Raw genomic sequence first — 23,510 nt, 5'->3', positions numbered from 1 at the left:
GTGATCAGCGCGGGTTGAGCTCACCGGGCGCGAGGTGGACGGCCGCGCAGCTCTCCACCAGGGTGGGGCCGAAGAGGGCCGCCGGGGTGTAGGCGCCGGGGCGTCCCTCACCGGCCGCCAAGCGCTTCGCCACCTCGGCGGCGAGGGCGCCGGTGAAGATCTGGGCATCTCCGGTTCTCAGCCAGCCCTCCCGCGTGCTGCCGTCAGCCCATCGGACCCGGGCGTGACCCCACGAGTGCTCGCGCGGGCGCTCACGAGCCTTCACGCGCACCTGGGCGAGACGACGTTTGGCGAAGCTCCTGACCGCGTGGATCCTCAGCAGCGCGACGCCCAAGGGCAGGACGGCGCGGACCGTCGGCGACGTGGGCGCCTCGCTCGACGCGGAGATCACCGACGGCGCCCCGCTCGCGCGGTGGGCGGCGACGAGTTCGCCGAGCGGCAGACCCGCCGTCTTCACCTGGGAACCGTCCGGCAGGGTGAGGGTCATGGGTTGGTCGCCGAGCCGAGGCGCGGCCAGTCCACCCCGACTGCGACCCGGTGAGGCCAGACCGTCGACGAGCGTCGCCGCCAGGGCCTCCCCGACCTGTCCGTCCTCCATCCCCAAGGACGGCAGCATGTCCACGCGGACATCGGCTGCCGGTGGCCGTCCTTCGCAGAGCTTGACCACGACGCTCTCGGTCGCCGCCACGCCGAAGCCGGCTCCGCTGACGAGCGTGCGGTCCGCAGCTGCGGCCTCCTCCCCCAGGTCGAGCAACGCGGAGAGGGCGTCGACGTCGTTGGCCAAGTCGACGTAGTGGGTCGTGGGCAGACACGCCCGCACCAGCGGCAGCGCAGTCTCGGCGAAGGGCCCTACCGTGTTGATCACGACGTCAGGCCGCTCATGCCGGATTCGCTCCGCCATCTCGTCGGTGGAAGCAGCGGCGACCGTCGTGGCGCCGGGGACTCGGGCCGCGACCTCCGCCAGGCGTGCGGCGTTGCGACCGACGAGCACCGGGTGCACACCCCGCTCGACCAGCTGCGCGGCGACCTCCCGACCGGCACGCCCGGTGCCACCCAGCACCCAGACCTTGCTCTCCATCACACGCCCCCGATCGACTCGACCCAGTGATGACATGGCATGTCATCACGCTACACCTCGATGACATGACGTGTCATCAGTACTCTGAGCGGGTGAGCAGATGGCAGCCCCACGCGCGGGAACGACTGGAACGCGCTGCCCTGGAGCTTTTCGAAGAGCAGGGTTTCACCCCGACGACCGTGCCGCAGATCGCCGCCCGCGCAGGCCTCACGACACGGACGTTCTTCCGGCACTTCGCCGACAAGCGCGAAGCGCTCTTCGGCAACGCCGAGGCCTCGTCAGAGCAGGTCGAACGCCACCTGATGGAGGCTCCTGCCACCCTGTCCGCCGCCGCGTTGATCCTGCACGGCTTGGAGCACACGACCCGCAACCACTTCGAGGGTCGGAAGGACGATCTGCGTCGGCGAAGCGCCATCATCCAGTCCGATTCCGGCCTGCTGGAGCGGAACCTGCAGAAGCGCGCCGCGGTGCGCGACACCTTCGCGCGAGAACTCACCAGGCGCGGCCACGACACCACGACCGCCACCCTGCACGCCGAGGTCGGCGTGCTCGCGCTCTTCACAGCGATCGAGCACTGGCTCGGCGAGGACGACGACCGCACGCTGTACGCCTTCGTCCTCGAATCCCTCGAATCCCTGCGCGAAGTCGTCAGCAGCTACTCCCCCGATCCCGGAAGCTAGTGCCCGAGGAACTCGCCTGATCACACGCATGCCCTGACACCCGGAGGTTCCCGCTTGATCCAATTGGGCGACAAGTAGGAAAAGGCACCCGTCAGCGACGCGCCGTCCTCGATCATTTCGTCCAACAGGGCGGATCAGCGGTGAAGCAAGCTCCGCCAGACGCTCCCCCGACCCCGTTCGCGGATCCCGGCGAAGCCACGAGAAAAGCCGCACAGGACATCCTCGACCGAGCACGGAATCAGCTGGAATCAGCAGGCGAAATCGCAGCCGATGCCGTTGCTGCTGCTCGCGATCGAGCACCTGAAGAGCCTGGTTGGCCGGAGCAAGCCGCGAGCGCAGTCGGTAACGCTGGGGCTCATGCCCTCAACGCTCTCGCGTCATTCGGAAACGCCGCGATCAACCATCCAGAAATAGTCCTCGGCGCGGCAGCCGGCGCGGCACTCACCACCGTCAGCGCTGCCGGTGTAACCGCGAGCGGCTTGCTCGATGCAACCGGAGTCGGCGTTGTGGCTGGCGGCCCACTCGGTGTTGCATCCGCCGCGGGAGTTGCCACCGGCGTCGGCATGGTAGGCGCCTCGATGGCAGGGATGGCCTACGAAGCCGCGGGCGATGACGCAGTTGACCCCATCGGCACTGACGACAGCGATGACTTGTCGAGCCAAACGCCGGAGGCCACCGCGTGGGACAACGTCGCGGGCGACCCGCCAAACCCAGCGGACATTCATGTCCCTGAGCTCGACGGGATCCACATCCTCGACGGCGGCGCCGACGGTTCTGGGGGCCATTTCTACGGCACGGGCATCCCCAACAAGACCGAGTTCCCCGAGTCCTGGGATGACACGAAGATCCTCGATTCCGTCGAAGACGTAGCTAAGAACCCGGACAGCCCACCAACGCTCTCCGATAGCGGGAACTACAAGGTCAGCGGCACCAGGGACGGTGTCCAGATCGAGGGCTACGTGAGCCCAGAAGGGCAGGTCAAGACTGGGTTCCCGGTTCGTGGTGAGGGCGTCGTTCGCAACGATGGGTCTGGCAACCCGCACCCGGTACCCTGAGACGAGTGAGTGGAGACGGAACGTCCATGGACTTCAAGCTGAACGACGCGGTCCGAGCCCTGTTGGAACAGCTCGCCGATCGTCTCCCCAAGCGGCGACTGGATTCCTACCGTGCGCTGGGCGAGGCAGGCGAATCGGCGACGTTGCTCAACGAATTGTGCAAGATGCTGATCGGTCGCGGCACCGTGGTCACCCCAGCCGAGAAGATGGCCTTGGCTCGATTGCTGAACGAGGTTCCCGCCGGCGATCACGAGTACCTCGACAACCGTGATGAGACACTCGCTGCTATTCAGGTGGCCGCGCAGTCACAGGCCATCACGCAAGAAGAGCTCCGCGGGCTCAGCGCGGATGCACAAGCCCTGCTGGAGCTGCTCGCCAATCGCCTCCCAGCCAACCGGCTGGAGGAATACCGGACTCTGAGCAATGTCGGCGAGTGGGGAATTCTGATCAATGAGTTGTCTGCAAGCCTCGTTGTTCGGCAGATTCCCGTGACTCCTGCCGAACGAGATGCGCTCGCCGCCCTGCTGAACTGGTTCCGCCCGGCCGCTGTCAGCGATCTGGCATACATCCGCGATCGGGACAACACTCTTTCTTCGCTGAACGTAGCTTGAGCAAGTACGCGTGCGGAGTCGTTGAGAGTCTGCGATCCGCAGCCGTTCTTGGGTCGTCGGACTCGCCTGACTTGCATGCCTTGATCCCGGGCGCCATCAAGGCCGGAGTTTCACTAGCACGGTGCTCGCTTACTACGTCGTCGTGAATGTCGACCTCGACTTGGTTGAAGCGGGCTATGTTTGACCTGAGGAGCGACCAACCGCGTTGGTCATGGGCGAAAGGCGTTGTCAGGTGCTTGAGCACGTTTCGATTCCGCGTGGGCCGATCGAGCTCGCCGCCCACCTCCACCTGCCCGACGAGGCGCCGCTGCGCGCGGTGGTGCTCTCCACGCCCGGTAGCAGCGTCAAGGAGCAGATCGGTGCGAACTACGCGTCGCGGTTGGCGTCCCGGGGCATCGCGGCCCTGGTGTTCGATCCCGCGCATCAGGGGCAGAGCGGCGGTGAGCCGCGCGACCTCGAAGATCCCTATCGGCGCGGCGAGGACATCTCGTACGCGATCGACGCGCTCAGCACGTTCCCCGGCATCGACGCGGAACGCATCGGCGTGCTGGGCATCTGCGCTGGTGGCGGCTATGCCGTGCACACCGCGCGCACCGATCACCGCATCAAGGCGGTCGGCGTGGTCGTGCCGGGCAACATGGGCACCTCGTTCCGCAGCTTCCAGCCGGACGGCCCGGCGGCCGCGCTCGACGCGATGGCCGCGGCGCGCATCGAGGAGACCCGCAGCGGCGAGCTGACGCGCGCGAACTGGCTGCCCGACACGCTGGAAGACGCTGCGGCAGCAGGGGTGACCGATATCGACACCACCCAGGCGATCACCTACTACCGCACCGAACGGGGCCACAACCAGCACTCGACCAACCGCCGCCTCGCCCGCGGCGACTCACTACTGCTGGGCTACGACGCGTACCACCTGGTCGACCAGCTGATGACCCAACCGCTGCAGGTCATCCTCGCCGGCCGCAAGGGCAACACCGGCTCCTACGAGTCCGGGATGCGGCTGTGGGAGCTCGCGCCCAACCCGGTCGACCTCATGGTGGTCGAAGGCGCCGGCCACTACGAGATGTACGACGAACCCGAGTACGTCGACGCCGCCATCAACCGCCTCACCGACTTCTACACGACGAATCTCTGACGCCCGAGCATCACTCGCTGAGTCCAGCCGAGTTGTGCCACACGAGGTGCGCGCGGACGAAACTTCCCATGTTGAAGCAGCAGAGGGCATCTTCCGGTTCGGCCAGCCGCACCCGCAGGCCGCCTTGCACGGAGACGACTTCGGCGTGGTTCGCGAAAGCCAGTCCCCAGGCGGCGATCCGGCAGTCGACGCGTTCACCGTATTCCTGCGCGATCGCGAACAGCTGAGGAGCTTCGTCCGTGACGAGGCCTTCCAGCAGCTCCTGAAAGAGGGACTCGCCGCACAGCGGGGGCTTGCCCGTGGGATCGGGGACGAGCGCGTCCAGCGGGTGCGCCATCGAGTCGGGTGACGATGCCGGCCTCGTTGATGCGATTGCCAAGATTTCTCCTTCACGAGCATCCCGGAAAGTGATGCCGCCCTTGCCCGAACGGCGTATCCGGAAACCTATCTTGCATATATACAGGTATCCATATCTCGAACGGGTGGACCTGCAAACACCGTCGGTGCGCGATGCAACACTGTCCGCAATCAGATTCAGGCTCGGAGGGACTTCAGTGGTCGATCACCGCTCAGATCCATCAGCGCTGCGCTTCCTGATCGGCCATGACCTGCGTGCGGCTCGCGAACGCTCCGGCTTCAAGCAGGTCGAAGCCGGGAAAGTTCTGGGCTGCAGCCAGGCGAAGATCAATTACTTGGAAACCGGCAAGACGCAGCAGAAGCCGGACCAAGTCACCGCCCTGCTGCGGGCCTACGGCGCTGACGTGGAACACGTCGACCGCATGTCCTCCCTGGCAGCGCGCGCTGACCAGAACACCTGGTGGGCGCCGTTCGACGACGTCCTGCCGAACTGGTTCAAGACCTTCGTCGGCCTGGAAGGCCTCGCCACCACGGAGTCCAACTACGGATCGCTGGTTCTGCCAGGTCAACTCCAGACTCCTGGATACGCAGCCGCTCTGCTGCACAACAACCTTCGAGTCCCGCCGATGGACGCCCAGCAGGTCGTTCGCGCTCGAATGGCAAGGCAGCGACTCACCGACGGTGTGCGACCGCTGCACATCCGCGCCGTCATCGAGGAATACGCCCTCGATCGAATCGTCGGCTCCCACGCGATCATGCGCGCGCAACTGGAACACCTGCTTGAACTGATGCACCTCGACAACGTGGAGATTCACGTGATGCCGGTCAGCGTGCCGGTGCACGACGGGCTCGACGGAGATTTCCTGCTGCTGGACTTCGAAGAAGCCCAGAGCATCGGCTACATCGAGTACCCCACTGGTGCGATCTACATCCAGGACCAAGATCAGGTCGCTGCGTACAATCTCTCCGTTGATCGGCTGTGCGCCGCGGCGCTATCGGTGTCCGATTCCGCCGAGGCCATCGCAGCGCGCATCGCCGCCCTGGGCACAAGTTCGGAGGACTGACATGACGACCGCCCACAACCTCGCGTGGCGGACATCCAGCCGCAGCAGCAACGGTGAGAAGTGCGTCGAGGTCGCGCCCACCACTGACGGCGTGGTCATCCGCCACAGCAAGCATCCCGAAGCAGGCACGATCGAGTTCTCCCGCCTGGCCTGGCAAGCCTTCATCGAAGAAGCCCGCGGAAACTTATCCACCCCGAACCGCACCGCAGAGATCAACAGATCGGGCACCGACACAATCGTGAAATCGCTGACCGCCCCAGTCCAACTCCACTTCGATGAGGCCGAATGGACAGCCTTCGTAGCAGGAGCCTCGGACGGCGAATTCAGCTTCCTTACCGACCACACCACCACTGTCCGCTGAACCCGTACGTCAGCCGTCAGCAAGGGGATTCAGAAGGACTGCTCCTGCACACGTCGCATGACGGTTTCCGTGCCGAGCTCCTCCCGCGCGTGAGGATTTTCGACATAGAACCGCACGAGGTGGTAGACGAGCGTGGGATCAACAGCCAAGTGAAAGGTGTCGATCTCAATCATCGGAACTGGGGGAAGTTTGTCGAGCTTCCACGGTCCTGCGAGCTGGCGCTTTCGCCAAGACGCGTTGCTGTACGCAACGACGAGCACTTCGCGTGTGCCGTTGTAGCCAGCTTTGATTCCGACAAACGAATCCCACGGGAGAAAGGACTCGAAGGACCTACCTTCTTGATAGATCCCGTCTGCCGCAAGGATAATGCGGCCTCGACGAATTCTGCCGAGCGCTACGACGAAGAAGCTGGCGAAGAACAACGCGACGAGGCCTGTGAAAAACATGGGGATTCCTGGCGCGAACGCGTCCCCACCAGCGTGAGCATAGTCCCAGGAAATGAATGCCATGAACAGAAACAGGCACGCCGCCACCAGGTTGATCAGCGCAAACTGCGCACCCGAGTACCTGATTGCCGTAGCACGGTGCCCACCGATGGTCGTGGTGCGGATGTCCGATACGCGATGCTGCGGGCGAAGTCGCCCACAGCGCCTTCATCGAGTTGAGGGTCTCGATCGCGCGCTCGGTGCCGCCGTCGTCGCCGGAGCGCTCCACCTCCATCCGGACCGGCCAGGTGATGAAGTCGGAGTACCGCTGGACGAGCTCGCGGATCTTGTGCTCGGAGGAGTAGTCGAAGAGGCCGTCATCAGCCTCTTCCGGCCTGAGCCGCAGGGTGACCGCGGTGCCCTGCGGTGCTTCCGGCAGGGTCTCCACGGTGTAGGTGCCGCTCCCGTCGGATTCCCAGCGCGTGGCCTCGTCCTCACCCGCGCGACGGGTCACCAGGCTGACCTGGTCGGCCACCATGAAGCTGGAGTAGAAACCGACGCCGAACTGCCCGATGAGCTCCGCCGACCCGGACTCCTGGGACTCGCGCGCCTTGGCCAGCAGCTCGGCCGTTCCCGACTTCGCGATGGTGCCGATCAGCTCCACGACCTCGGCGCGCGACATCCCGATGCCGTTGTCCCGCACCGTCAGCGTCCGCTGCTCGCGGTCCACCTCGATCCGGACGTGCAGGTCGGAGGTGTCGACCTGCAGGTCCTTGTCGACGAAGGCCTCCAACCGCAGCTTGTCCAGGGCGTCCGCGGCGTTGGAGACCAGCTCCCGGAGGAAGACGTCCTTGTTCGAGTAGATCGAGTGGACCATCAACTGCAACAACTGCTGCGCTTCGGCCTGGAACTCGTGGGTTTCCACCTGTGCGCTCACCGAACTCCTCTCAGATCGCCGCATCACGCGGTGATGCGGCATGATTTTTCCGCTATCAGGACGAAGCCGGGTCGTGCGGCGGGGCGAGCGCGTCCGCCAGCTCCGCCCTGCCACCGACGCCCAGCTTCCGGTAGATCTTCGTCAGGTGCTTCTCGACCGTGCGGGAGGTGATCCGCGCTTCGCGGGCGATCTCCTCGTTCGTGCGACCGCTGCGGGCCAGCATCGCCACCTGGTGCTCCGAAGGCGTCAGCAGCGGTCCCCTCGCCGGGACCGACGACGCCGGCACGCCCAGCTCGGCGGTGGCGCGGTCGATCAACCGCTGCACCCCGCACTCGATGGCGATGCCGCGAGCTTCCCGGAGGTGCCTGTCCGCTCCCGACCGACCGGCTTCGCGCAGCCGCCGCCCGAACAGCAGGTGCGCTCGGGCCAGTTCGATCCGGTTGGCGGACTCCTTCAGCACCGAGATCGCCTCCCGCAGCAACCGGAGGTCCTCGCCCTTGTCGCTGAGCGCGGCGTAGCGCCGCAGGGCCCGGCCGATCGCCACCGGGGCACCCCAGTTCCGCGCGAGCTCGTACTCCTGCTCGATCAGCAGGTGCGCCTCGTCGACCTCGCCGAGCCGGTGGTGCATCTTCGCGGCCAGGCCTCGCCACGGGCACAGGGCGGGGTTCCGCATCCCCCAGCGGTCCAGCTGCTGGCCGAGATCGAGGATGCGCTGCAGCGCCGGGCCGAGCTCGCGGCTGTCGGTGGCCACCGAGCCCTTCAGCAACCGCATCGCCGCCGTGACGCACACGTTGTTGCCCGGCACGACGCCACGTTCCAGCACTCGATCGGTCAGGTCGCGGTCACCGGTCTCCAGCGCCAGGAAGGCGACCGTGAGCAGCGTCCCGGAGTTGCCGTGCTCCCAACCCAATCCGCCCAGCTCGATCGCCTCGCGCATCACCGACAGCGCCTCGTCCAGCCGTCCCGCGGACATCAGGACCAGGCCCTTCTCGGTGCACAGCAACGTCCGCGCCACGACGTCCTCCTGGCGCTGCTGCCGAGCGCGGTCCAGCCACGACGGCAGGTCACCGGGCGCATCGGCACCGATGAGCACGTTCGCCAGCAGCGACAGCCCGGTGTGGACGTGCTCGGTGCGGGCCGGTTCCCGCTCCAGGACGCGGTGGGCCAGGCGCGCCACCTCCGAGGAGCCGATCTCCGCGGTCACCGTCGCCGCGTAGAGCAGCACCGACAGCAGCTCGCGTTGCGCCGCGCTCTCCAGCGGCGGGTTCGGTCCCAGCTCGCGCAGCCGGCGAACGTTGTCGGCGATCCCCATCGGGTCCTCGATCATGAGGTAGCGCCGCCGAGCCTCCACGCGCAGCACCCGATCCGCCGAGGAGAGCTCCTGCTGCGAACCGAAGTCCCGGACCACTTCCCGGACCATCTCGGTGATGGGCGCGGGAGACGTGGCCAGCATCATCGGCGACAGCCGCGACAGCGCCGCCGCGCGCTCCTCGGTCGAGGCGAGCATCGACACCGATTGGGACACGTGGCGAACCGAGGCCGAGGGGTCGAAAGCCCGTTCCGCGGTGGCGAGCTCGACCAGCAGCGCCGCGCGCTCCTCACCGTCCGGTGCGCTGTCCAGGAGCGCTCGACGCAGGTAGGACGCGGCCGTCTCCGGTGCGCCCAGCTCCAACTCGGCCTCCGCGGCGTCGCGGAGCACGCGCAGCGCCCAGTCGTCCGCCGGTGCCGCCATCTCGACCAGGTACCTGGCCACCTCCCGCGCCGAGTGGCCCTGGTCGTGGAGCAGCTTCGCCGCGCGCAGGTGCACTTCCTCGGGTTCTTCGACGGCCGTCAGCTCCTCGACGGCGGCGCGCACGGCGAAACCCGCGGGCCCGAGGCAGGATTCGGAGTTCAGCAACCCCAGCCTGCGCACCACCCGCACGGCTTCCACGTGCTGCTCCTCGTCGAGTCCGGCGGCCCTGCCCACCAACTCGGTGTCGGCGCTCTCCCTCAGCACCGCCGTGGTCCGGATCAGCCGGTGCACCGCGGGAGGCTGGACGCTCAGGCAGGAGACCAGCCGCTCCCGCAGCCCTGAGGCCCGCACCGCCTCCAGCGCGGTCGTGGTCGGGCGCCGTCCCGCGGCCTTCACCTCGGACAGGATCGACGTCAGCATCAGCGGATTGCCCGCCGACTTGTCCCGGCACGCGGTCACGAACTCCTCGTCGACCCGCTCGCCGAACTCGCGGCGCACCAGCGTTCGCACCGCGCCGGCCGACAGCCGGCCCGGTCTCAGCACGCGCGCCGCCGCGTCGCTGATCTCCCGGACCAGGGGGTGCTCGGCCCCGGGATCGCCGTCCAGCACGGTCACCGCGATCGTGACCGGCAGACCGGCGAGCCGCCCGCCCAGGTGGCTCAGGCACGTCAGCGACGCGGTGTCGGCCCCGTGCAGGTCGTCGACCAGGATCAGCAGCGGCTGCTCGGCGCTCATCCCGACGATGGCCGGCAGCACGTCGCGCCGAACCACCAGATCGTGCTGACCGAGTCCGACGGTCTCCGGGGAGGGGGCGTTGCCCGCCGGTCCCAGCAGCTGCCGCACCACGCCGAACTCGAAATCGCGCTCCTGCGGGGCGCAGCGGGCGTGCAGCGCGCGCAGCCCGACCTGACGACCGCGCTGCGCGCAGGCGCTCAGCAGCTCCGACTTCCCGATACCCAGCGGACCGCTGATGACCAGCAGCGATCCGGTGCCGGACCGGGTGGCGAGCAGCGCCTCGTCGACGGCGTCGAGCTCGTGCTCCCGTTCGAGCAGCCGTGAGCGTCCCAGGCCCGGTGCGGAACCGGTCGGCACGTGTGTCCCGGTGGTCTGCACCGTCACCCCCTGGGTCGTGGTCATCGTCTTCCGGCGAGCGGTGCCGCTTCCACCTCGTGCTCGTGCTGCTGCAACCGCGTTCGGGAACCACCGAGCGCGGTGGCCAGATCCGCCCGCCGGGACACGCGCAACTTGCGGTAGGCGTTGGTGAGGTGCGTTTCGACGGTGCGCAGCGTGACGAACAGCGTCTCGGCGATCTCCCTGTTGCTGGCACCGGCGGCGGCCATCGTCGCGACCCGCTGCTCGCTGCCGGTGAGCAGGTCGACCGGCGAGCGCAGCTGCTGCCCCACCCGGCCCCCGGCGGTCACCGCCAGCGCCCGCGCGCTCTCCGCGATGGGCCGGGAACCGCAGAGCGTGGCCAGGTCCATCGCGCGGCGCAGGTGCTTGCGGGCACCTCTGACGTCCTCGATGCGCAGCAGCGCGGCACCGAGCCGGCGCTGCGCTCGCGCCTCCTCCAGCCACGCGGGCGAGCCGGAGAGGACCTCGACGGCCTCGGTCAGCCACTCGACGGCGTGCGCAGCGTCCTCGGCGATCGCTCCGCGCGCCATCAGCTGACGCCCGATGGCCCTCGCGGTGCCCCAGCGCTGCGCCGCTTCCCCGTCGCGCTCGACCAGCTCCGCTGCCTCCGCACGGCGTCCGAGACCCGCCAGCAGGTAGGCCGCGTCCGTGCGCCACGGCACGAAGACGGGGTTGCCGATGCCGACGTCGGTCATGCTCTCCCCGCACCGCAGCAGCAGGTCCAAGGCTGCGGCCGGATTTCCCTGGATCCAGCGGACCCGCGCCCTGGTGTGCAGGAAGTAGTGCCATTCGAGGGAGGCTTCGGAGAACCAGTCCCGGTCGATCCGGTCGAGCACCTCATCGGCCCGCTCGACGTGGCCCTGCTCGACCAGCGTGCTGGCCCACGCGGTGAACTGCGCGGCGGTGGAATCGGCGCCGCTCGTCTGCGCGCAGATCTCGGCGGCCGTCTGCGCCTCGGCGGCGGCCTCCCGGACATCGCCGAGGTGCAGCAGAACTCGGGCGTAGCAGGACAGCGAGTACGAGTAGTCCCAGCGCGCGCCCATGTTCTTGACCATCTCCACCGAGCGCTGGGCCGCGGGCAGCAGGTCGTCGGTGACGTCGGCCAGGTGCAGGGCGAACAGCGAGCACCGCTCGCTCCACGGGTCGGCGTCGCTGGCCTGGAAGCTCAGGGCCGCCCGCGCTTGCTCGACCACCTGTCCCGAGGGCTCGCCCCGCAACGAGCGCACGTAGGAGGTGGCGGCGAGCATCCGGCGCTCCCCGGGTGTGCTGCCGGCCGGGAGCGGACGCTCCTCGATCCGGTCCCGCACGAGGCCGAAGGTCGACCTCTCGCCCGCACCGATGATCAGCAGCATCGACTCGACGGCCAGGCACAGCTCGCGATGCGCCGGGGAGACGTCCCACCCGGTCTTGGTCGACAGCATCGCCAGCACCTCGCCGAGCACCCGGACCGCTTCCGGATGGCGTTGCGCGGTGACCGCGGTCATCGAGAAGCTCAGGACGAGCGAGACGTACACGTCGGGGTCGGTGACCTTGTTCAGCAGCTCCCGCAGGATCGGCAGGGCCGCGTACGGGTCGAGCTGCGCGAGCACCCTGCCGAGGTCGGCCCGGACTCGGATGCGCTGAGGTTCGGAAGCCTCGACGTCGAGCACTCGCCGCAGGTACCGCACGGCGGTCTGGGGTGCCCCCTGCTGCTCCGACAGGGCCGCGGCGTCGCGCAGCACCCCGGCCATCCACGTCTGGTTCAGCTCGGACAGCGACAGCAGGTGGTCCGCGACCTCGACGGCGGGCCGCCCTGCGTCGTTGAGGATCCGCGCAGCCCGCAGCCGGTCCGCTTCGGACATCGGCAGGGCGTCGAGCACCGCGGAGCGAACGGTGTCGTGCACGAAGTCGGCGCCGGAAGCCGCCACGACGTCACACCGGCGCAGCACGCCGAGCGCTTCGGCGACCTGCCACCGGGTCACACCGGCCAGCGCGGCCACGGATTCCGTCCCAGCGGCGGGACCGAGAAGCGCCATCGCGGCGGCGACCCTGCCGACCCGCTCGGGTTGCCCGGCCAGCCGGCTCAGCACCGAGTCGGCCAGCACCTCCCGCCCCATTTCCTCGACGGCGGCGGCGCCCTCCGAATCCGGCCGGACCCCGGCCCGGACGAGGTCGTCGAGCAAGCGGTGGAGCAGGCCCGGGTTCCCACCGGAAACTCGCGCGCAGGCGTCGACGAATCGGCCGTCCGACCGCTCCGGGAAGACCGCCGCCACGACCTCGCCGACGTCGGCCCGGGTCAGCGGACCCAACTCGATCACGGTCGTGGCGCGCTGGGCGACGATGCCGGACATGGCCGCCTGCGCGGCGCCTCCCAGTGCGTCGCAGCGGTAGCCGAGCACGACCAGCAGCGGTAGGTCGTCGGCTCTTCGGAGCAAGAAGTCCAGCCAGCGCAACGAACCTTCGTCGCACCGGTGGGCGTCGTCCACGACGAGCACCAGCGCAGCGCTGGACATCAGGTCCGCCGCCAGGGAGTGCAGGCCCGACAGCACCGCGTAGTCGGCGGCGGGCCGGATCTCGGGCGACAGCGCAGGGAAGAGCACCGGAACCGCCGGGTCGGCGACGTCGTCGGCGCCGAGCTCCAGCGGTGCGAACAGCATCCGCACGGCGTGGAAGTCGGACGGGGAGTCCACTTCGGAGCAGCGCGCTCGCAGAACGGTGCAGCCGCGCGCCCATTCGTGCTGCCGGACTCCGCTCAGCAGGCGCGTCTTGCCCGCTCCGCTCGCTCCTCGGACGACCACGCATCGCGCACGACCGGAACGAGCCTCCGCGAGACCGTCCGCGAGTGCGGCGCACTCGCGGGACCGGCCGACCAAGGGCTGGATCCACCCGGCGCCATCTACGTCACCCCGCAACCCAACTCACCCCGACTCACACAATCTGACCAGGGATTTCCAGCCGCGCTCACAGGTACATCCGCCAGTAGACCTGGGCAGAAGTTCACCATCGGTCTGACCAGTACGCAAGCGTTGATCAACACCAGATACTGGTGAACGCCCTAGTTCCCCTGAGCTACACGCGGTCGTGGGAACCGCAAGACGGCTGCGCTTGGTGGTGCGTCCATCGAAAGTTCACCACGACGCCGTCCGGTGCCGGGTCAGTGCGCAGCGACCCGGTTCCCACCGGACGGGCACATCCGCACGAGCGCACAAGACCGTCCACATCGGACGGTGATTGAAGCGCTACTTCACGTAGTCTCGCGGCACGCGGGGTGGCCAGCTGCCCACGCTGAGCAAACCGAGGCTGTACGCGCGGGACACGAGGGCGGCGCGGTTGGGGGCCTTGAGCTTCTTGAGCATCGCGCCGACGTGGTACTCGACGCCCTGCCGGCTCAGGAAGAGCCGGGAGGCGAGGCGAACGGTCGACTCGCCGGTGGCGATGCCTTCGAGGATGCGGGCGTTGAGCTCGGAGAGGACTCGCTTGCGATCGGCGACCACCACGTTCGCCCGGTTGAGCTTCTCCGGCGAGATCAGCACCACGAGCTTCGTCAGCTCACCGGACGACGTTCGGCGCACGGCGACTCCGGTGATGTCGCCGGTGAAGGCGTTCTGCTCGGCGCCGACACCGACGAAGTAGTCGACGAAGCACTGGCTCCGCCCTTCGATCAACCGCTCGAAGTTCCGGCTGATCGGCTCGCGCACCCCTGGGTGCAGCAGGTCGTAGAAACTCCGCCCCAGCACCGACTCGCGGGGGTGACCGAATTGAGCGACAAAAGCATCGTTGGCCTGGATGATCCGCATCTGCAGATCTAGACTCGCCAGGTGCTGCCCTGATCGCTCTAGAAGCGACTGGAACACATTCACGTCGGCAATATCGTTTCTCAATTCCTCGCCACAAGTATTGTCGAAGAGGCGAGAATCAGCGGCAACAGTGGGCATTGACGGTGTACCTCTCCCGAATCCTGAGGAATCCCGACTGCCGGGAAGGTTTGTTCGCCTCCGCACGGAGACACCACCGATCGTATGAAGAGCGCTCTTATGAGGTCAACGTGAGAGAGTGCGCACCGCCTAATGTTGTGGTTGCCGATGCCTACAGTTCTGTAACGCCGCCGAGAAAAAAATTGAACCGCCCTTGTCCAGCGACAACAAAAAGCCTCTACTCCACACGGGCTCCCCACGTTGCGGCGAACGGCGGATCAAGCGGGTACTGGATACAGCGCAGCCGAACACGCGTGACCCACACCACTTGCCGCCAGGAAGAGTATTTAGTTGCGCGCAACCCTCGTCACCAACACGGACAAGTCCGAACACCCAGGGCAATTGCTCAAATGAGCCGAGACCCCGTTCCCGCTCAGATGAGCGCGGTTAAAATCCCATAATTCACAGAGTTGCCATATTACTTCCAACTCGAACAGGAACCCTTATGTTTACAACCGCATCCTGCACAACAGCGGATCGTTGTCGTGCCGTGACAGCGTGAAACGACTCAATCCGGCCGGAGCGCGTTCACAACGCACCGGACAGTTGGCCCACCTGCGACGACGCGCGCTATTGCGAATCGCGGATTCATGGCGCCTGCCGCGCTCTTCAACGGCCCGCTTTTCACGAACTCGTGCACCGATGCGCATGATTCGGATGCGAACGCCGTCGGTGACGACGCGTGATCGGCGAACCGGGGCCTTCCGGCCGGTGTGCGCGGGCCTCAGCTCGCGGACGGACGGGAGGTGGTCCAGCGGATGCGGCCCCCGGGTTTGTAGATCGAGAGCCACGCGGCGGCCCCGATGGTGAGGACGTGGAACACGGCCATGCCCACGAGGTTGGCCCGCGCACCGTTGAGTGCCCCGACGGGCTGCGTCGCGTCGGCGATCCAGCCGGGCGTGAGGCTGGCGGTGATGGCGATCGTGGCGACGACCAGGACGAGCTTGATCAGCGGCCAGTAGTGCTTCGCGACTCCCCACTTGGTGCCGACGGCGAGCACGAGCCCGGTGCCCAGGGTGATCAGCGACGCGGGGCGCGCGAGCGAACCGATGAGCAGCTCGTGGAACTCGTACCCGGCGCGCACGATCGCGGCGTCGGACTCCGTCAGCGCCGCGACGGTGAGCACGAACGTCACCGCAGCGATTCCGAACCACCCCGTTCCGGCGACGATGTGCGCCAGCAGCACCGCCCGCCGCGCCCGCGCGGAGAGCCGGCCGCGTCTCCTGCGCGGGGTACGACCGCTGGGTGCGGCGGACGGCGGGGACTGCCTGGAGGTGGTCATCAACGCTCCACGAGGTGTCGGGCCCACCTAGGGGTGGGCACTTCGGCGTGTCAGCGATGATCCGCCGCGCACGCCCCCTCAGACATCCTCACCAGCGCGAATCCGCATCTACGCAACCCTGCGTACGCCGCAGCACCCGTGCACCGAGACCTGTTCGCCGCAACAGCGTTCCCGGCACCGGGCACTCGGCACTGATGTGCGCATAGGGTGGAGGCGAGGAGGTTGCCATGGAGGGGACGCGTCCCACCATCGCGGACGTGGCGCGGGCCGCCGGGGTGTCCCGGACGACGGTGTCGCACGCGCTCAACGGCCTGGGCAAGGTCGACCCCCGCACGCGGGAACGGGTCGCGCAGGTCGCGGCCGAGCTCGGCTACCGGCCGAGTCTGCGGGCACAACGGCTCAGGCGCGGCGAGTCGCGCACGATCGGTCTCGTGTCGTCGATGCCCGTCGCAGTCGCCGGTGGACCGTCCCGGCTCGGTTTCTTCATGGAGGCCGCCGCGGCGGCGGCGGAGACGGCCCTGCTGCACGGATTCGCGCTGGTCCTGGTCCCGCCGGTCGAGGCGGACCCGCCGCTGAACTCGCTGGACGTCGACGGTGCGATCGTCGTCGAGCCCGACGAGGCCGACGTGACGACGAAGCAGTTGCGAGCACGCGGCCTGCCGATCGTGGCGCTGGGACGCCACCCCGGGGCCGACGTGCCGCACGTTGACCTGCACGCCGCGGCGGTCGGTCGGCTGCTCCTGGACCACCTCCGGGATCAGGGCGCGCAGCGCATCGCGCTGATGATCGGGTCCAGCCGTCGTCACTCCTACGTGGACGTGGAGACGACGTATCGGGATTTCATGGAAGAGCGCGGGATTCCGGCGCTGGTCGCCCTGGCTGACGAAGCCGGCGGCGAGGAAGCCGGCTACCGGTCCTGCACGGAGATCTTGGATCGGAATCCCGATGTTGATGCCATCTGCGCGGTGGTGGACGCGTTCGCGGTCGGCGCCGTGCGCGCGCTGACCGACCGCGGACGCCGCGTGCCCGACGACGTTCTCGTCGCGACCCGCTACGACGGGTTGCGTGCGCGCACCTGCGATCCGCCTCTCACGGCGGTGGATCTTCACCTCGGCGACGCCGCGGCCAAAGCCGTCGAACTCCTCATCACCACCCTCCGAAGCGACTCCGAGAAGCCCGAGGCTGTTGTCCCCGCCCCCGTTCTCGTCCCGCGCCGCTCGTCGCTGCGCTGATCGAGTCCAGGTTCATCCCGCGATCAGGAGGACGGCGCCGGAGACGATCGCGAAGAGCTGCACGAGCAGTCGCATCACGCGGTCGTCGAGGCGGTGGTGGACGAAACGGCTCAGCAGCGCTCCGACCGCCACGGCCGGCAGCAGGACCGCCGCCATTCCCAGCGCGTGCAGGGTGATCTTGCCCGTGGCCAGCAGGACCACCAGCGAGATCACCTCGCCGGCGATGAAGCAGACCGCGACCGTCGAGCGCAGCACGGCGGCCGGGTGGTGCTGGTAGACCAGCGCGAGAGGCGGCCCACCGACCCCGGTCGCCGTCTCGGTCACACCCGTGATCGCACCCGCGGCCAGGAACGCACCGCGGCCCGGTGTGAACGAGGGCGCGAGCAGCGTGACCACCGCCGCCAGCACCGTCGACGCGCCGACCACCAGGTTCAACTGCGCCAACGGGACGGCGACGAGCACCCAGAGACCTCCGAAGGTGCCTGCGAACCGGCCCGTCGTGATCCACTTGGCCCCGCGCCAGTCCAGCTTCCCGCGCTCCCGCCCGGCCACGTAGAGGTTGAGCGGGATCATCAGCGCCAGCAGGAAGACCGGCAGCAGCGCGGGTTCCACCAGTCCCACGACCGGCGCGACGATCAGCGCGAAGCCGACCCCCGTGCTGCCCTGGACGAACGCCGCCACGGTCACGACGAGCGCGATCACGGCCATCAGTGCGACGCTCACCGGCGCACCTCCGTCGAGCGGGGGTGCACGCGGTGCAGCTGCGCGGTCGCCACCACCTCGCGGGCGAGCTCCTCCCCGCGCTCGAGGAGTTCCCGCCCGTCCCAGTCGACCGGCCGGCCTTGCCAGAGCCGGAGCCGACCGCCGACGAAAACCCCTGTGATCTGGTCGCGGTTGGTCAACCGGACCAGTTCCCACGGCAGGTCCCACGACGGGCACAGCTCGGGCACGTTCAGGTCCACGAGGAGGAAGTCTGCCAGGCCACCGGCTTCGATCCGGCCGATCCGGTCAACGCCGACGGCGTCACCCGAGATCGCGTGCTGCAGCCAGGTCCACCCACCTCCGCACGAGGAGTCTCCAGTGGACAATCCCGATGCGATCCGCTGCGCGAACTCGGCAGCGTCCACGAGCCGGAACCCGTCGCCGCGCGTGCCGTCGGTGCCGATTCCGAAGCGGACGCCGAGCGCGGAGAACGACGTCGCAGGGGCCACGGCGTTCCCCTTCCAGGCGCTGGCCACCGGGTTGTAGCTGATCGCGGTGCCGGTCTCGGAGAGGAGCCGGATCTCACCCGGGGTCAGCAGGGTCGCGTGCGCGCCGAGGAGGTGCGGCCCCAGCGCCCCGATCTGGTCGAGGTGCTCCAGCGGCCGGAGTCCGCGCTTCTCCAACGACCTCTCCACCGAAGCGAGGTGCTCGTTGACGTGGATCTGGAGAACGGCTCCCGATTCGTCGCACAGCTGCGCGAGTTCCCGCAGCGCACCGTCCGGTACGGAGTCCGGGGTCGGTACCGCCAGGGACGGGTGCAGCAGCGGCGAATCCCAGCGGGTCAGGTGCCGGTCGGCTGCCTCCACGTCCTCGCACACGGCACCGAGCACGCACCGCAGTCCGGCCTCGGTCACTCCTTGCGCGACGGTCGAAACATCCACCGGGGCCCGGGTTCCCGCTTCCGCGACCGTGGTGAAACCCCCGCGGAGCGATTCGAACGCGGCCAGTTTCGCCGCCACGTAGGCGGATTCCGGAGTGAGCTGCTGCTCCAGCGGAACCCAGATCCGCCGGAAGATCTCCGACGGCTCACCGAACGCGAGCGCCTTGCCGAAGCTCTGCGTGAGGTGGTGGTGCGCGTCCACGAAACCGGGCATGAGCAGGTGCCGCTCCAGGTGGACGGCTCGGAGTTCGGGGTGGGCGGCGACGACGGCATCGACCTCCCCGACCATCGCGAACTCGCCCCCGGAAACGACGACGGCCCCACCGCGCACCGGGCCGTCCGGCAGCAGCAGGACCTCGGGGAGCAGCAGGAACTCGTCGTCGTCGAAAGCATCAGGCCGCAACGGTGTCCTCACTTCGTTCGGTCGTGCGGAGGTGGTTGAACAGGACGTTGAGCACTGCGGCGCTCGCCGCGCCGACAGCAACCCCGCTGTCCAGCAGGATCCCGGCGGTGGAGGGGAGCTGATCGTAGATCCCGGGCACCAGCACCGGGATCAGCCCGAGGCCGAGCGGAACCGCGACGACCAGCAGGTTCCGGTGGTCGGACAGGTCGTAGTCCCGCAGCATCTGCACACCCATCACGGCGATCACGCTGAACACGACGACTGCCGTGCCCCCGACCACCGAGGGCGGGATGGCGTCGATCAAGCGCACCAGGGGCGCGAACAGGCCGATGGCGACGAGCACCAGCCCGGCGACGACCGTGACGAAACGGCTGCGGACCCCGGTCATCCGGACGATACCGATGTTCTCACCGCTGGTGACCATGAGCGAGGTGCCGAAGAACCCGCCGAGCAACGAGACCAGGCCGTCGCCGCGGATGGTGCGCGGGGCGTCCCGCCGCACGTCGATCTCCTTGCCGACGACCTCGGCGTTGAGCACCGTCTGACCGGTGGCTTCGGCCATCGACGCCAGGGCGAAGATGAGCAGCGGGATCGCGGCAAGGACGTCGAATTCGGGCGGGCCGAACGGGAGCGGCGTCGGCAAGGCCACGATCTCCGAGCCGATTCCGTCGAAGCGCAGCTCCCCGAGCGCGGCGGCGAGCGCGGTGCCCGCCACGAGGCCGAGCACGACCGCGAGCTGCCGCAGCACGCCGCGCAGGAGCCGGTGCAGCAGCACCGTGAAGGCGATGGTCGCCAGGCCGAGCAACAGGTGCGTCGGATCGCCGAAGCCGGGACTGCTGGGCTTCCCGGTGATGAGCTGGGCTCCGGATTTGATCAGCGTGACGCCGACGAGGACGATCATCGTCCCGATCACGATTCCCGGGAAGAACCGGAGCAGGCGGCTGAACAGCGGCAGTGCCACGAAGTAGAAGGCACCGGTGAGGATCACCGCGCCGACGGCGGTCCGGACGCCGTGCTCCTGCGCGATCGCCAGGAAGAGGATCACCGGGGCACCGCCCGGCAACATCACGAACGGCAGCCGCGCGCCGAGGTGCCACGGGCCGAACGACTGCAGGAGCGTCCCGAGGCCGGCGAGCACGAACGTCGACGAGAGCAGTCGAACGGTGAGATCGGGAGTCAGGTCGAGCGTCTTCGCCACCAGGAAGACGCTGGAGATCGGTGCAGCGGCCATGACCAGCACGTGCTGCAAGCCGAAGGGGATGAGACGGGACAGCGGGCGGAATTCATCGACAGGATGTCTTGGCACTTCGAGCCTCCGTTCCCGGGGAGGTCGGGCAGAACGGGATGGGGCGGCGCTGCCGCCCGCGGGGTGCCGCGTGACGCCCTGCCGACACGTGCATGTCCTCGCCGCATCACCAGGGCCAAATCGATTTGGCCGGAAGTATTCAGCCCACTCCGACCCATGTCAACCCCGCGGACTCCCGAGGGAGGACTCGCGCGCACCAACGAACCAGGCCCTCTCCTCACCGACCTTCCCGTCGCTCCGGACCGCGTCGGTGATCACCCAGCGACCCGGATCTCACTGGCACTCGGGTCCCCGATTTCAGTGAGGTGATCTCAGCGGAAGGCCGGTGGAGTCTCGAGGGCCCGCCCGCTCCTGCTACCCACCGACCACCCAGGGGCGTCGTTCCAACGAGAGGACCTGGTGCCGCCGTCGCGGGCCGGATTCGAATTTCGCGCGAAATTCGAGTCGAAACTTTGCCGCTCGAATTTCGCGCGAAATTCGAATTTTCACGCCGTGAGCGAACGCTCGCCAGCGAGGACGGGGGTGAACTCGGTGGCGTACGCGACATCATCGGTGCCCCGGCAGGACCATCAGCATCGCCGGTGGCGCAGCTGTCCTCACCTCCTGCGAACACGGCACGACCGACTGGGATCACCTCAGTGGAAATCCGGGTCTCCCATTTCCAGTGAAATCCGTGAACCCGGCCGGGGACGGGACCGGGCCCGCTGGGTCGGGTCGGGGGCTGGTGGTGGACTGCCGATCGGGGTTCGTGGGCCTGCGGCGCCAGCACCAACAACGCCAACTCGCACCGAGGACGAGGCCGCTGAGCTGTCGCAGCGTGATCGACCCCCCCGGGGACCGAAGGCGCCGGTAGGGCGGGCAGCGCGAACGGCCCGGGCGGCGCTGTGGCGGTTGTGGTGGACTTGTGCATCGCTGCGTCGTTGCGCCCGAAGGCAGGTTGAACATGTCGTCTGAGCGTCGTTCGCATTCGGTGGAGGTCGAGGGCGGCCGGGTTTTGGCCGTCTGGCGGGGGTTGAGCGCCCTGTTCCTGGTGGGGATGGGTGGGATTCATCTTTTTCTCGTGTTCGCCGGGACCGGGGGTGTGCTCGGGGTCCTGTTCGTGGTGAACGCGGTGGGGTCGGTTGCGCTGGCCGTGGGGGTGCTCGTGGCGCGGCGGCAGCGGTTGGGGCTGGTGAGTGGGCTGGGGCTGCTGTTCATGTTGGGGACCTTGTTGGCGTTGTTGATCGCGTTGAGCCCGGTTTCGCTGTTCGGGATGCGGTCGAGCCTCAGCTACCAGCTGGCGCCGACCTCGATCGTCGTGGAGTCGGTCGGGGTGGTCGTCCTCGCGGTGACCGCGGTGCTCGCGCTCCGGAGGCGCGCCGGTTGAGTTCGCTGTGCGACCGCCGATGTCGCTGAGCGAACGCCGCCGAATCGCTCGCGTGAAGCCACCGGCGCCGCGTCCTGCCTGGTGAGGGCCACCTCGGGGAACGGTTGGTGCCCCGCGTCACAGCCGGTTCGGCTCGGTCTCGTGCTTAGGATCCGCGTCACAACAAGCGCCCTCGGCCCGAGATGGCGCTGCACGTCTCAACGTTGAGCGGGAGGTCGTGGATGACCGGCAGGATTCGGAATCGGCAGTTCGCCTCGAAGATCGTCTCGGCCGAGGAGGCCGCCGAGATGATCGAACCCGGCGAGAACGTGGGGATGAGCGGGTTCACCGGTGCCGGATATCCGAAGGAGGTGCCGGGAGCGCTGGCGAAGCGGGTCGCGACCTCCCACGAGCAGGGGCGGCCGATGAAGGTCGGGTTGTGGACCGGGGCTTCGACCGCTCCGGAGCTCGACGGGGCGCTGGCCGAGGTCGAGGGGATCGACCTCCGGTTGCCGTACCAGTCGGACCCGGTGAGCCGGGCGAAGATCAACGCCGGTCGGCTCGACTACACCGACATCCACCTCTCGCACGTGGCGCAGCGGGTGTGGCAGGGCATCTACGGCGAGCTGGACGTGGCCGTCATCGAGGTCAGCGGCATCACCCCGGACGGCCGGTTGATCCCGTCGTCGTCGGTGGGCAACAACAAGACGTGGCTGGAGCAGGCTGATCGGGTGATCCTCGAGGTGAACTCGTGGCAGAGCGAGCACCTCGACGGCATGCACGACATCTACTACGGGACCGCTCTCCCGCCCCACCGCAAGCCCATCCCGATCACCCACCCGGCCGACCGGATCGGCGTGCCGCACCTGGAGTGCCCGGCGGACAAGGTGATCGCGGTCGTGGAGACCGAATCACCCGACCGCAACGCCGCTTTCACCCCGCCCGACCGCACCTCCGAGCAGATCGCCGGGCACGTCCTGGACTTCCTGGAGCTGGAGGTGCGCAGCGGCCGGTTGCCCCGGGAGCTGCTGCCGCTGCAGTCCGGGGTGGGCAACGTCGCCAACGCCGTCCTCGCCGGTCTCGGAACCGGCCCGTTCGACGGGCTGACGGCTTACACCGAGGTCATCCAGGACGGCATGCTGCAGCTCATCGAGTCCGGCAAGCTCCAGATGGCGTCCGCGACGGCGTTCTCGCTGAGCCCGACCGCGGTGGACCGGTTCAACCGGGACACCGCCGCCTACCGGGACAAGATCGTGCTGCGGCCGCAGGAGATCAGCAACCACCCCGAGGTGGTGCGCCGGCTCGGTTGCCTGGCGATGAACGGGATCGTGGAGGCCGACATCTACGGCAACATCAACTCCACGCACCTGATGGGCAGCCGCATCCAGAACGGCATCGGCGGCTCAGGCGATTTCGCGCGCAACGCCTACGTGTCGATCTTCGTGACTCCGTCGCAGGCCAAGAACGGCGACGTCTCGGCGATCGTGCCGATGGTCTCGCACGTCGACCACACCGAGCACGACGTGGACGTCGTGGTGACCGAGCAGGGCCTGGCCGACCTGCGCGGCCTGTCGCCGAAGAAGCGGGCGGAACGCATCATCGACCGCTGCGCGCACCCCGACTTCCGACCGCTGCTGCACGACTACTTCCAACGGGCGCAGCACTCGTCTTTCGGCCTGCACACCCCGCACCTGCTCGACGAATCCCTCTCCTGGCACCACCACTACGTCCAGCACGGATCGATGCGCCCGTGAACCGGTGCGCCCCAGCCCGGACGCGGG

At 68.3% G+C, this 23,510-nt stretch carries 19 protein-coding genes and 1 pseudogene; 9 read left to right on the top strand and 11 right to left on the bottom strand.

Translation table 11 applies throughout. The features are described from left to right. Positions 1-4: 4 nt before the first annotated feature. Positions 5-1,078, bottom strand: coding sequence for a saccharopine dehydrogenase family protein (locus tag KBO27_RS05885; RefSeq protein ID WP_210968912.1), 1,074 nt, complete (start codon positions 1,076-1,078; stop codon positions 5-7). Between the two features lie 92 nt (positions 1,079-1,170). On the opposite strand from KBO27_RS05885, the gene KBO27_RS05880 reads away from it, so the two are divergent. From KBO27_RS05880 to KBO27_RS05865, 4 genes are all read left to right on the top strand, one after another. Beyond that, positions 1,171-1,758 carry a TetR/AcrR family transcriptional regulator gene (locus KBO27_RS05880; RefSeq protein ID WP_210968911.1) on the top strand — a complete coding sequence of 196 codons (588 nt, stop codon included), beginning with the start codon at positions 1,171-1,173 and terminating at the stop codon, positions 1,756-1,758. A 140-nt stretch (positions 1,759-1,898) separates the two neighbouring features. Next, entirely contained in the window at positions 1,899-2,813 is a 915-nt protein-coding gene (locus KBO27_RS34515) for an EndoU domain-containing protein (RefSeq protein ID WP_210968910.1), read from the top strand. Positions 2,814-2,839: 26 nt separating this feature from the next. Continuing rightward, positions 2,840-3,424 (top strand): hypothetical protein, encoded by a 585-nt coding sequence (locus tag KBO27_RS05870; RefSeq protein WP_210968909.1) that lies wholly within the window; start codon positions 2,840-2,842, stop codon positions 3,422-3,424. A gap of 232 nt (positions 3,425-3,656) precedes the next feature. Then, positions 3,657-4,559, top strand: coding sequence for an alpha/beta hydrolase (locus tag KBO27_RS05865; protein ID WP_210968908.1), 903 nt, complete (start codon positions 3,657-3,659; stop codon positions 4,557-4,559). Positions 4,560-4,569: 10 nt separating this feature from the next. On the opposite strand, the gene KBO27_RS05860 is transcribed toward KBO27_RS05865, so the two are convergent. Beyond that, positions 4,570-4,896 carry a hypothetical protein gene (locus KBO27_RS05860; protein ID WP_246536327.1) on the bottom strand — a complete coding sequence of 109 codons (327 nt, stop codon included), beginning with the start codon at positions 4,894-4,896 and terminating at the stop codon, positions 4,570-4,572. 145 nt (positions 4,897-5,041) lie between these two features. Here KBO27_RS05860 and KBO27_RS05855 point away from each other — a divergent pair, with 145 nt between their 5' ends. Beyond that, positions 5,042-5,980, top strand: coding sequence for a helix-turn-helix domain-containing protein (locus KBO27_RS05855; RefSeq protein WP_307870258.1), 939 nt, complete (start codon positions 5,042-5,044; stop codon positions 5,978-5,980). A gap of 1 nt (position 5,981) precedes the next feature. Next, complete coding sequence (locus tag KBO27_RS05850; protein ID WP_210968907.1) at positions 5,982-6,341, top strand: DUF397 domain-containing protein; 360 nt, start codon at positions 5,982-5,984, stop codon at positions 6,339-6,341. Positions 6,342-6,370: 29 nt separating this feature from the next. Here KBO27_RS05850 and KBO27_RS05845 read toward each other — a convergent pair whose 3' ends face one another. The 6 genes and pseudogenes from KBO27_RS05845 to KBO27_RS05820 all read right to left on the bottom strand — a co-directional run bounded on the left by KBO27_RS05845 (position 6,371) and on the right by KBO27_RS05820 (position 15,801). Next, positions 6,371-6,514: a hypothetical protein gene (locus KBO27_RS05845; protein WP_210968906.1), complete on the bottom strand. Its 144-nt coding sequence runs from the start codon at positions 6,512-6,514 to the stop codon at positions 6,371-6,373. A 460-nt stretch (positions 6,515-6,974) separates the two neighbouring features. Continuing rightward, positions 6,975-7,703: pseudogene (locus KBO27_RS05840) on the bottom strand (ATP-binding protein); the annotation flags it as partial. A gap of 55 nt (positions 7,704-7,758) precedes the next feature. Beyond that, entirely contained in the window at positions 7,759-10,572 is a 2,814-nt protein-coding gene (locus KBO27_RS05835) for a helix-turn-helix transcriptional regulator (RefSeq protein ID WP_210968905.1), read from the bottom strand. Beyond that, a complete protein-coding gene (locus tag KBO27_RS05830; protein ID WP_246536453.1) occupies positions 10,569-13,418 on the bottom strand; it encodes an ATP-binding protein in 2,850 nt (949 codons plus the stop codon). Before KBO27_RS05830 ends, KBO27_RS05835 begins: the two co-directional genes overlap by 4 nt. Positions 13,419-13,784: 366 nt before the next feature. Beyond that, on the bottom strand, positions 13,785-14,480 hold the full coding sequence (locus tag KBO27_RS05825; protein ID WP_210968903.1) for a PAS domain-containing protein: 696 nt from the start codon (positions 14,478-14,480) through the stop codon (positions 13,785-13,787). Positions 14,481-15,243: 763 nt separating this feature from the next. Beyond that, entirely contained in the window at positions 15,244-15,801 is a 558-nt protein-coding gene (locus KBO27_RS05820; RefSeq protein WP_210968902.1) for a hypothetical protein, read from the bottom strand. Between the two features lie 227 nt (positions 15,802-16,028). On the opposite strand from KBO27_RS05820, the gene KBO27_RS05815 reads away from it, so the two are divergent. After that, complete coding sequence (locus KBO27_RS05815; RefSeq protein WP_210968901.1) at positions 16,029-17,033, top strand: LacI family DNA-binding transcriptional regulator; 1,005 nt, start codon at positions 16,029-16,031, stop codon at positions 17,031-17,033. A 12-nt stretch (positions 17,034-17,045) separates the two neighbouring features. On the opposite strand, the gene KBO27_RS05810 is transcribed toward KBO27_RS05815, so the two are convergent. Genes KBO27_RS05810 through KBO27_RS05800 form a run of 3 tightly spaced genes read right to left on the bottom strand, consistent with a single transcriptional unit; the run spans position 17,046 to position 20,384 of the window. Then, positions 17,046-17,756 carry a sulfite exporter TauE/SafE family protein gene (locus KBO27_RS05810; RefSeq protein WP_210968900.1) on the bottom strand — a complete coding sequence of 237 codons (711 nt, stop codon included), beginning with the start codon at positions 17,754-17,756 and terminating at the stop codon, positions 17,046-17,048. After that, entirely contained in the window at positions 17,753-19,078 is a 1,326-nt protein-coding gene (locus KBO27_RS05805; RefSeq protein ID WP_246536325.1) for an amidohydrolase family protein, read from the bottom strand. The genes KBO27_RS05810 and KBO27_RS05805 overlap by 4 nt, the downstream gene beginning before the upstream one ends. Then, positions 19,068-20,384: a uracil-xanthine permease family protein gene (locus tag KBO27_RS05800; protein WP_210968899.1), complete on the bottom strand. Its 1,317-nt coding sequence runs from the start codon at positions 20,382-20,384 to the stop codon at positions 19,068-19,070. Before KBO27_RS05800 ends, KBO27_RS05805 begins: the two co-directional genes overlap by 11 nt. 943 nt (positions 20,385-21,327) lie before the next feature. Here KBO27_RS05800 and KBO27_RS05795 point away from each other — a divergent pair. Both KBO27_RS05795 and scpC read left to right on the top strand, forming a co-directional pair. Continuing rightward, positions 21,328-21,750, top strand: a complete 423-nt coding sequence (locus KBO27_RS05795) for a hypothetical protein (protein WP_210968898.1) — start codon at positions 21,328-21,330, stop codon at positions 21,748-21,750. A 221-nt stretch (positions 21,751-21,971) separates the two neighbouring features. Next, on the top strand, positions 21,972-23,483 hold the full coding sequence (gene scpC, locus KBO27_RS05790) for a succinyl-CoA:acetate CoA-transferase ScpC (RefSeq protein ID WP_210968897.1): 1,512 nt from the start codon (positions 21,972-21,974) through the stop codon (positions 23,481-23,483). The last annotated feature ends 27 nt before the right edge of the window (positions 23,484-23,510 follow it).

It is taken from the genome of Saccharopolyspora endophytica (assembly GCF_018070075.1).
Classification (GTDB): Bacteria; Actinomycetota; Actinomycetes; order Mycobacteriales; family Pseudonocardiaceae; genus Saccharopolyspora; species Saccharopolyspora endophytica.
The sequence above is the reverse complement of the archived record's forward strand: the minus strand, read 5'-3'. Positions and strand labels throughout refer to the sequence as shown.

Excerpts from the sequence above, each read along its gene's own strand:
- KBO27_RS05825 (WP_210968903.1), bottom strand. The coding sequence starts at position 14,480 with ATGCCCACTGTTGCCGCTGATTCTCGCCTCTTCGACAATACTTGTGGC.
- KBO27_RS05795 (WP_210968898.1), top strand. The coding sequence starts at position 21,328 with ATGTCGTCTGAGCGTCGTTCGCATTCGGTGGAGGTCGAGGGCGGCCGG.
- scpC (WP_210968897.1), top strand. The coding sequence starts at position 21,972 with ATGACCGGCAGGATTCGGAATCGGCAGTTCGCCTCGAAGATCGTCTCG.
- KBO27_RS05870 (WP_210968909.1), top strand. The coding sequence starts at position 2,840 with ATGGACTTCAAGCTGAACGACGCGGTCCGAGCCCTGTTGGAACAGCTC.
- KBO27_RS05845 (WP_210968906.1), bottom strand. The coding sequence starts at position 6,514 with ATGATTGAGATCGACACCTTTCACTTGGCTGTTGATCCCACGCTCGTC.
- KBO27_RS05815 (WP_210968901.1), top strand. The coding sequence starts at position 16,029 with ATGGAGGGGACGCGTCCCACCATCGCGGACGTGGCGCGGGCCGCCGGG.
- KBO27_RS05850 (WP_210968907.1), top strand. The coding sequence starts at position 5,982 with ATGACGACCGCCCACAACCTCGCGTGGCGGACATCCAGCCGCAGCAGC.
- KBO27_RS05885 (WP_210968912.1), bottom strand. The coding sequence starts at position 1,078 with ATGGAGAGCAAGGTCTGGGTGCTGGGTGGCACCGGGCGTGCCGGTCGG.
- KBO27_RS05860 (WP_246536327.1), bottom strand. The coding sequence starts at position 4,896 with ATGGCGCACCCGCTGGACGCGCTCGTCCCCGATCCCACGGGCAAGCCC.
- KBO27_RS05835 (WP_210968905.1), bottom strand. The coding sequence starts at position 10,572 with ATGACCACGACCCAGGGGGTGACGGTGCAGACCACCGGGACACACGTG.
- KBO27_RS05820 (WP_210968902.1), bottom strand. The coding sequence starts at position 15,801 with ATGACCACCTCCAGGCAGTCCCCGCCGTCCGCCGCACCCAGCGGTCGT.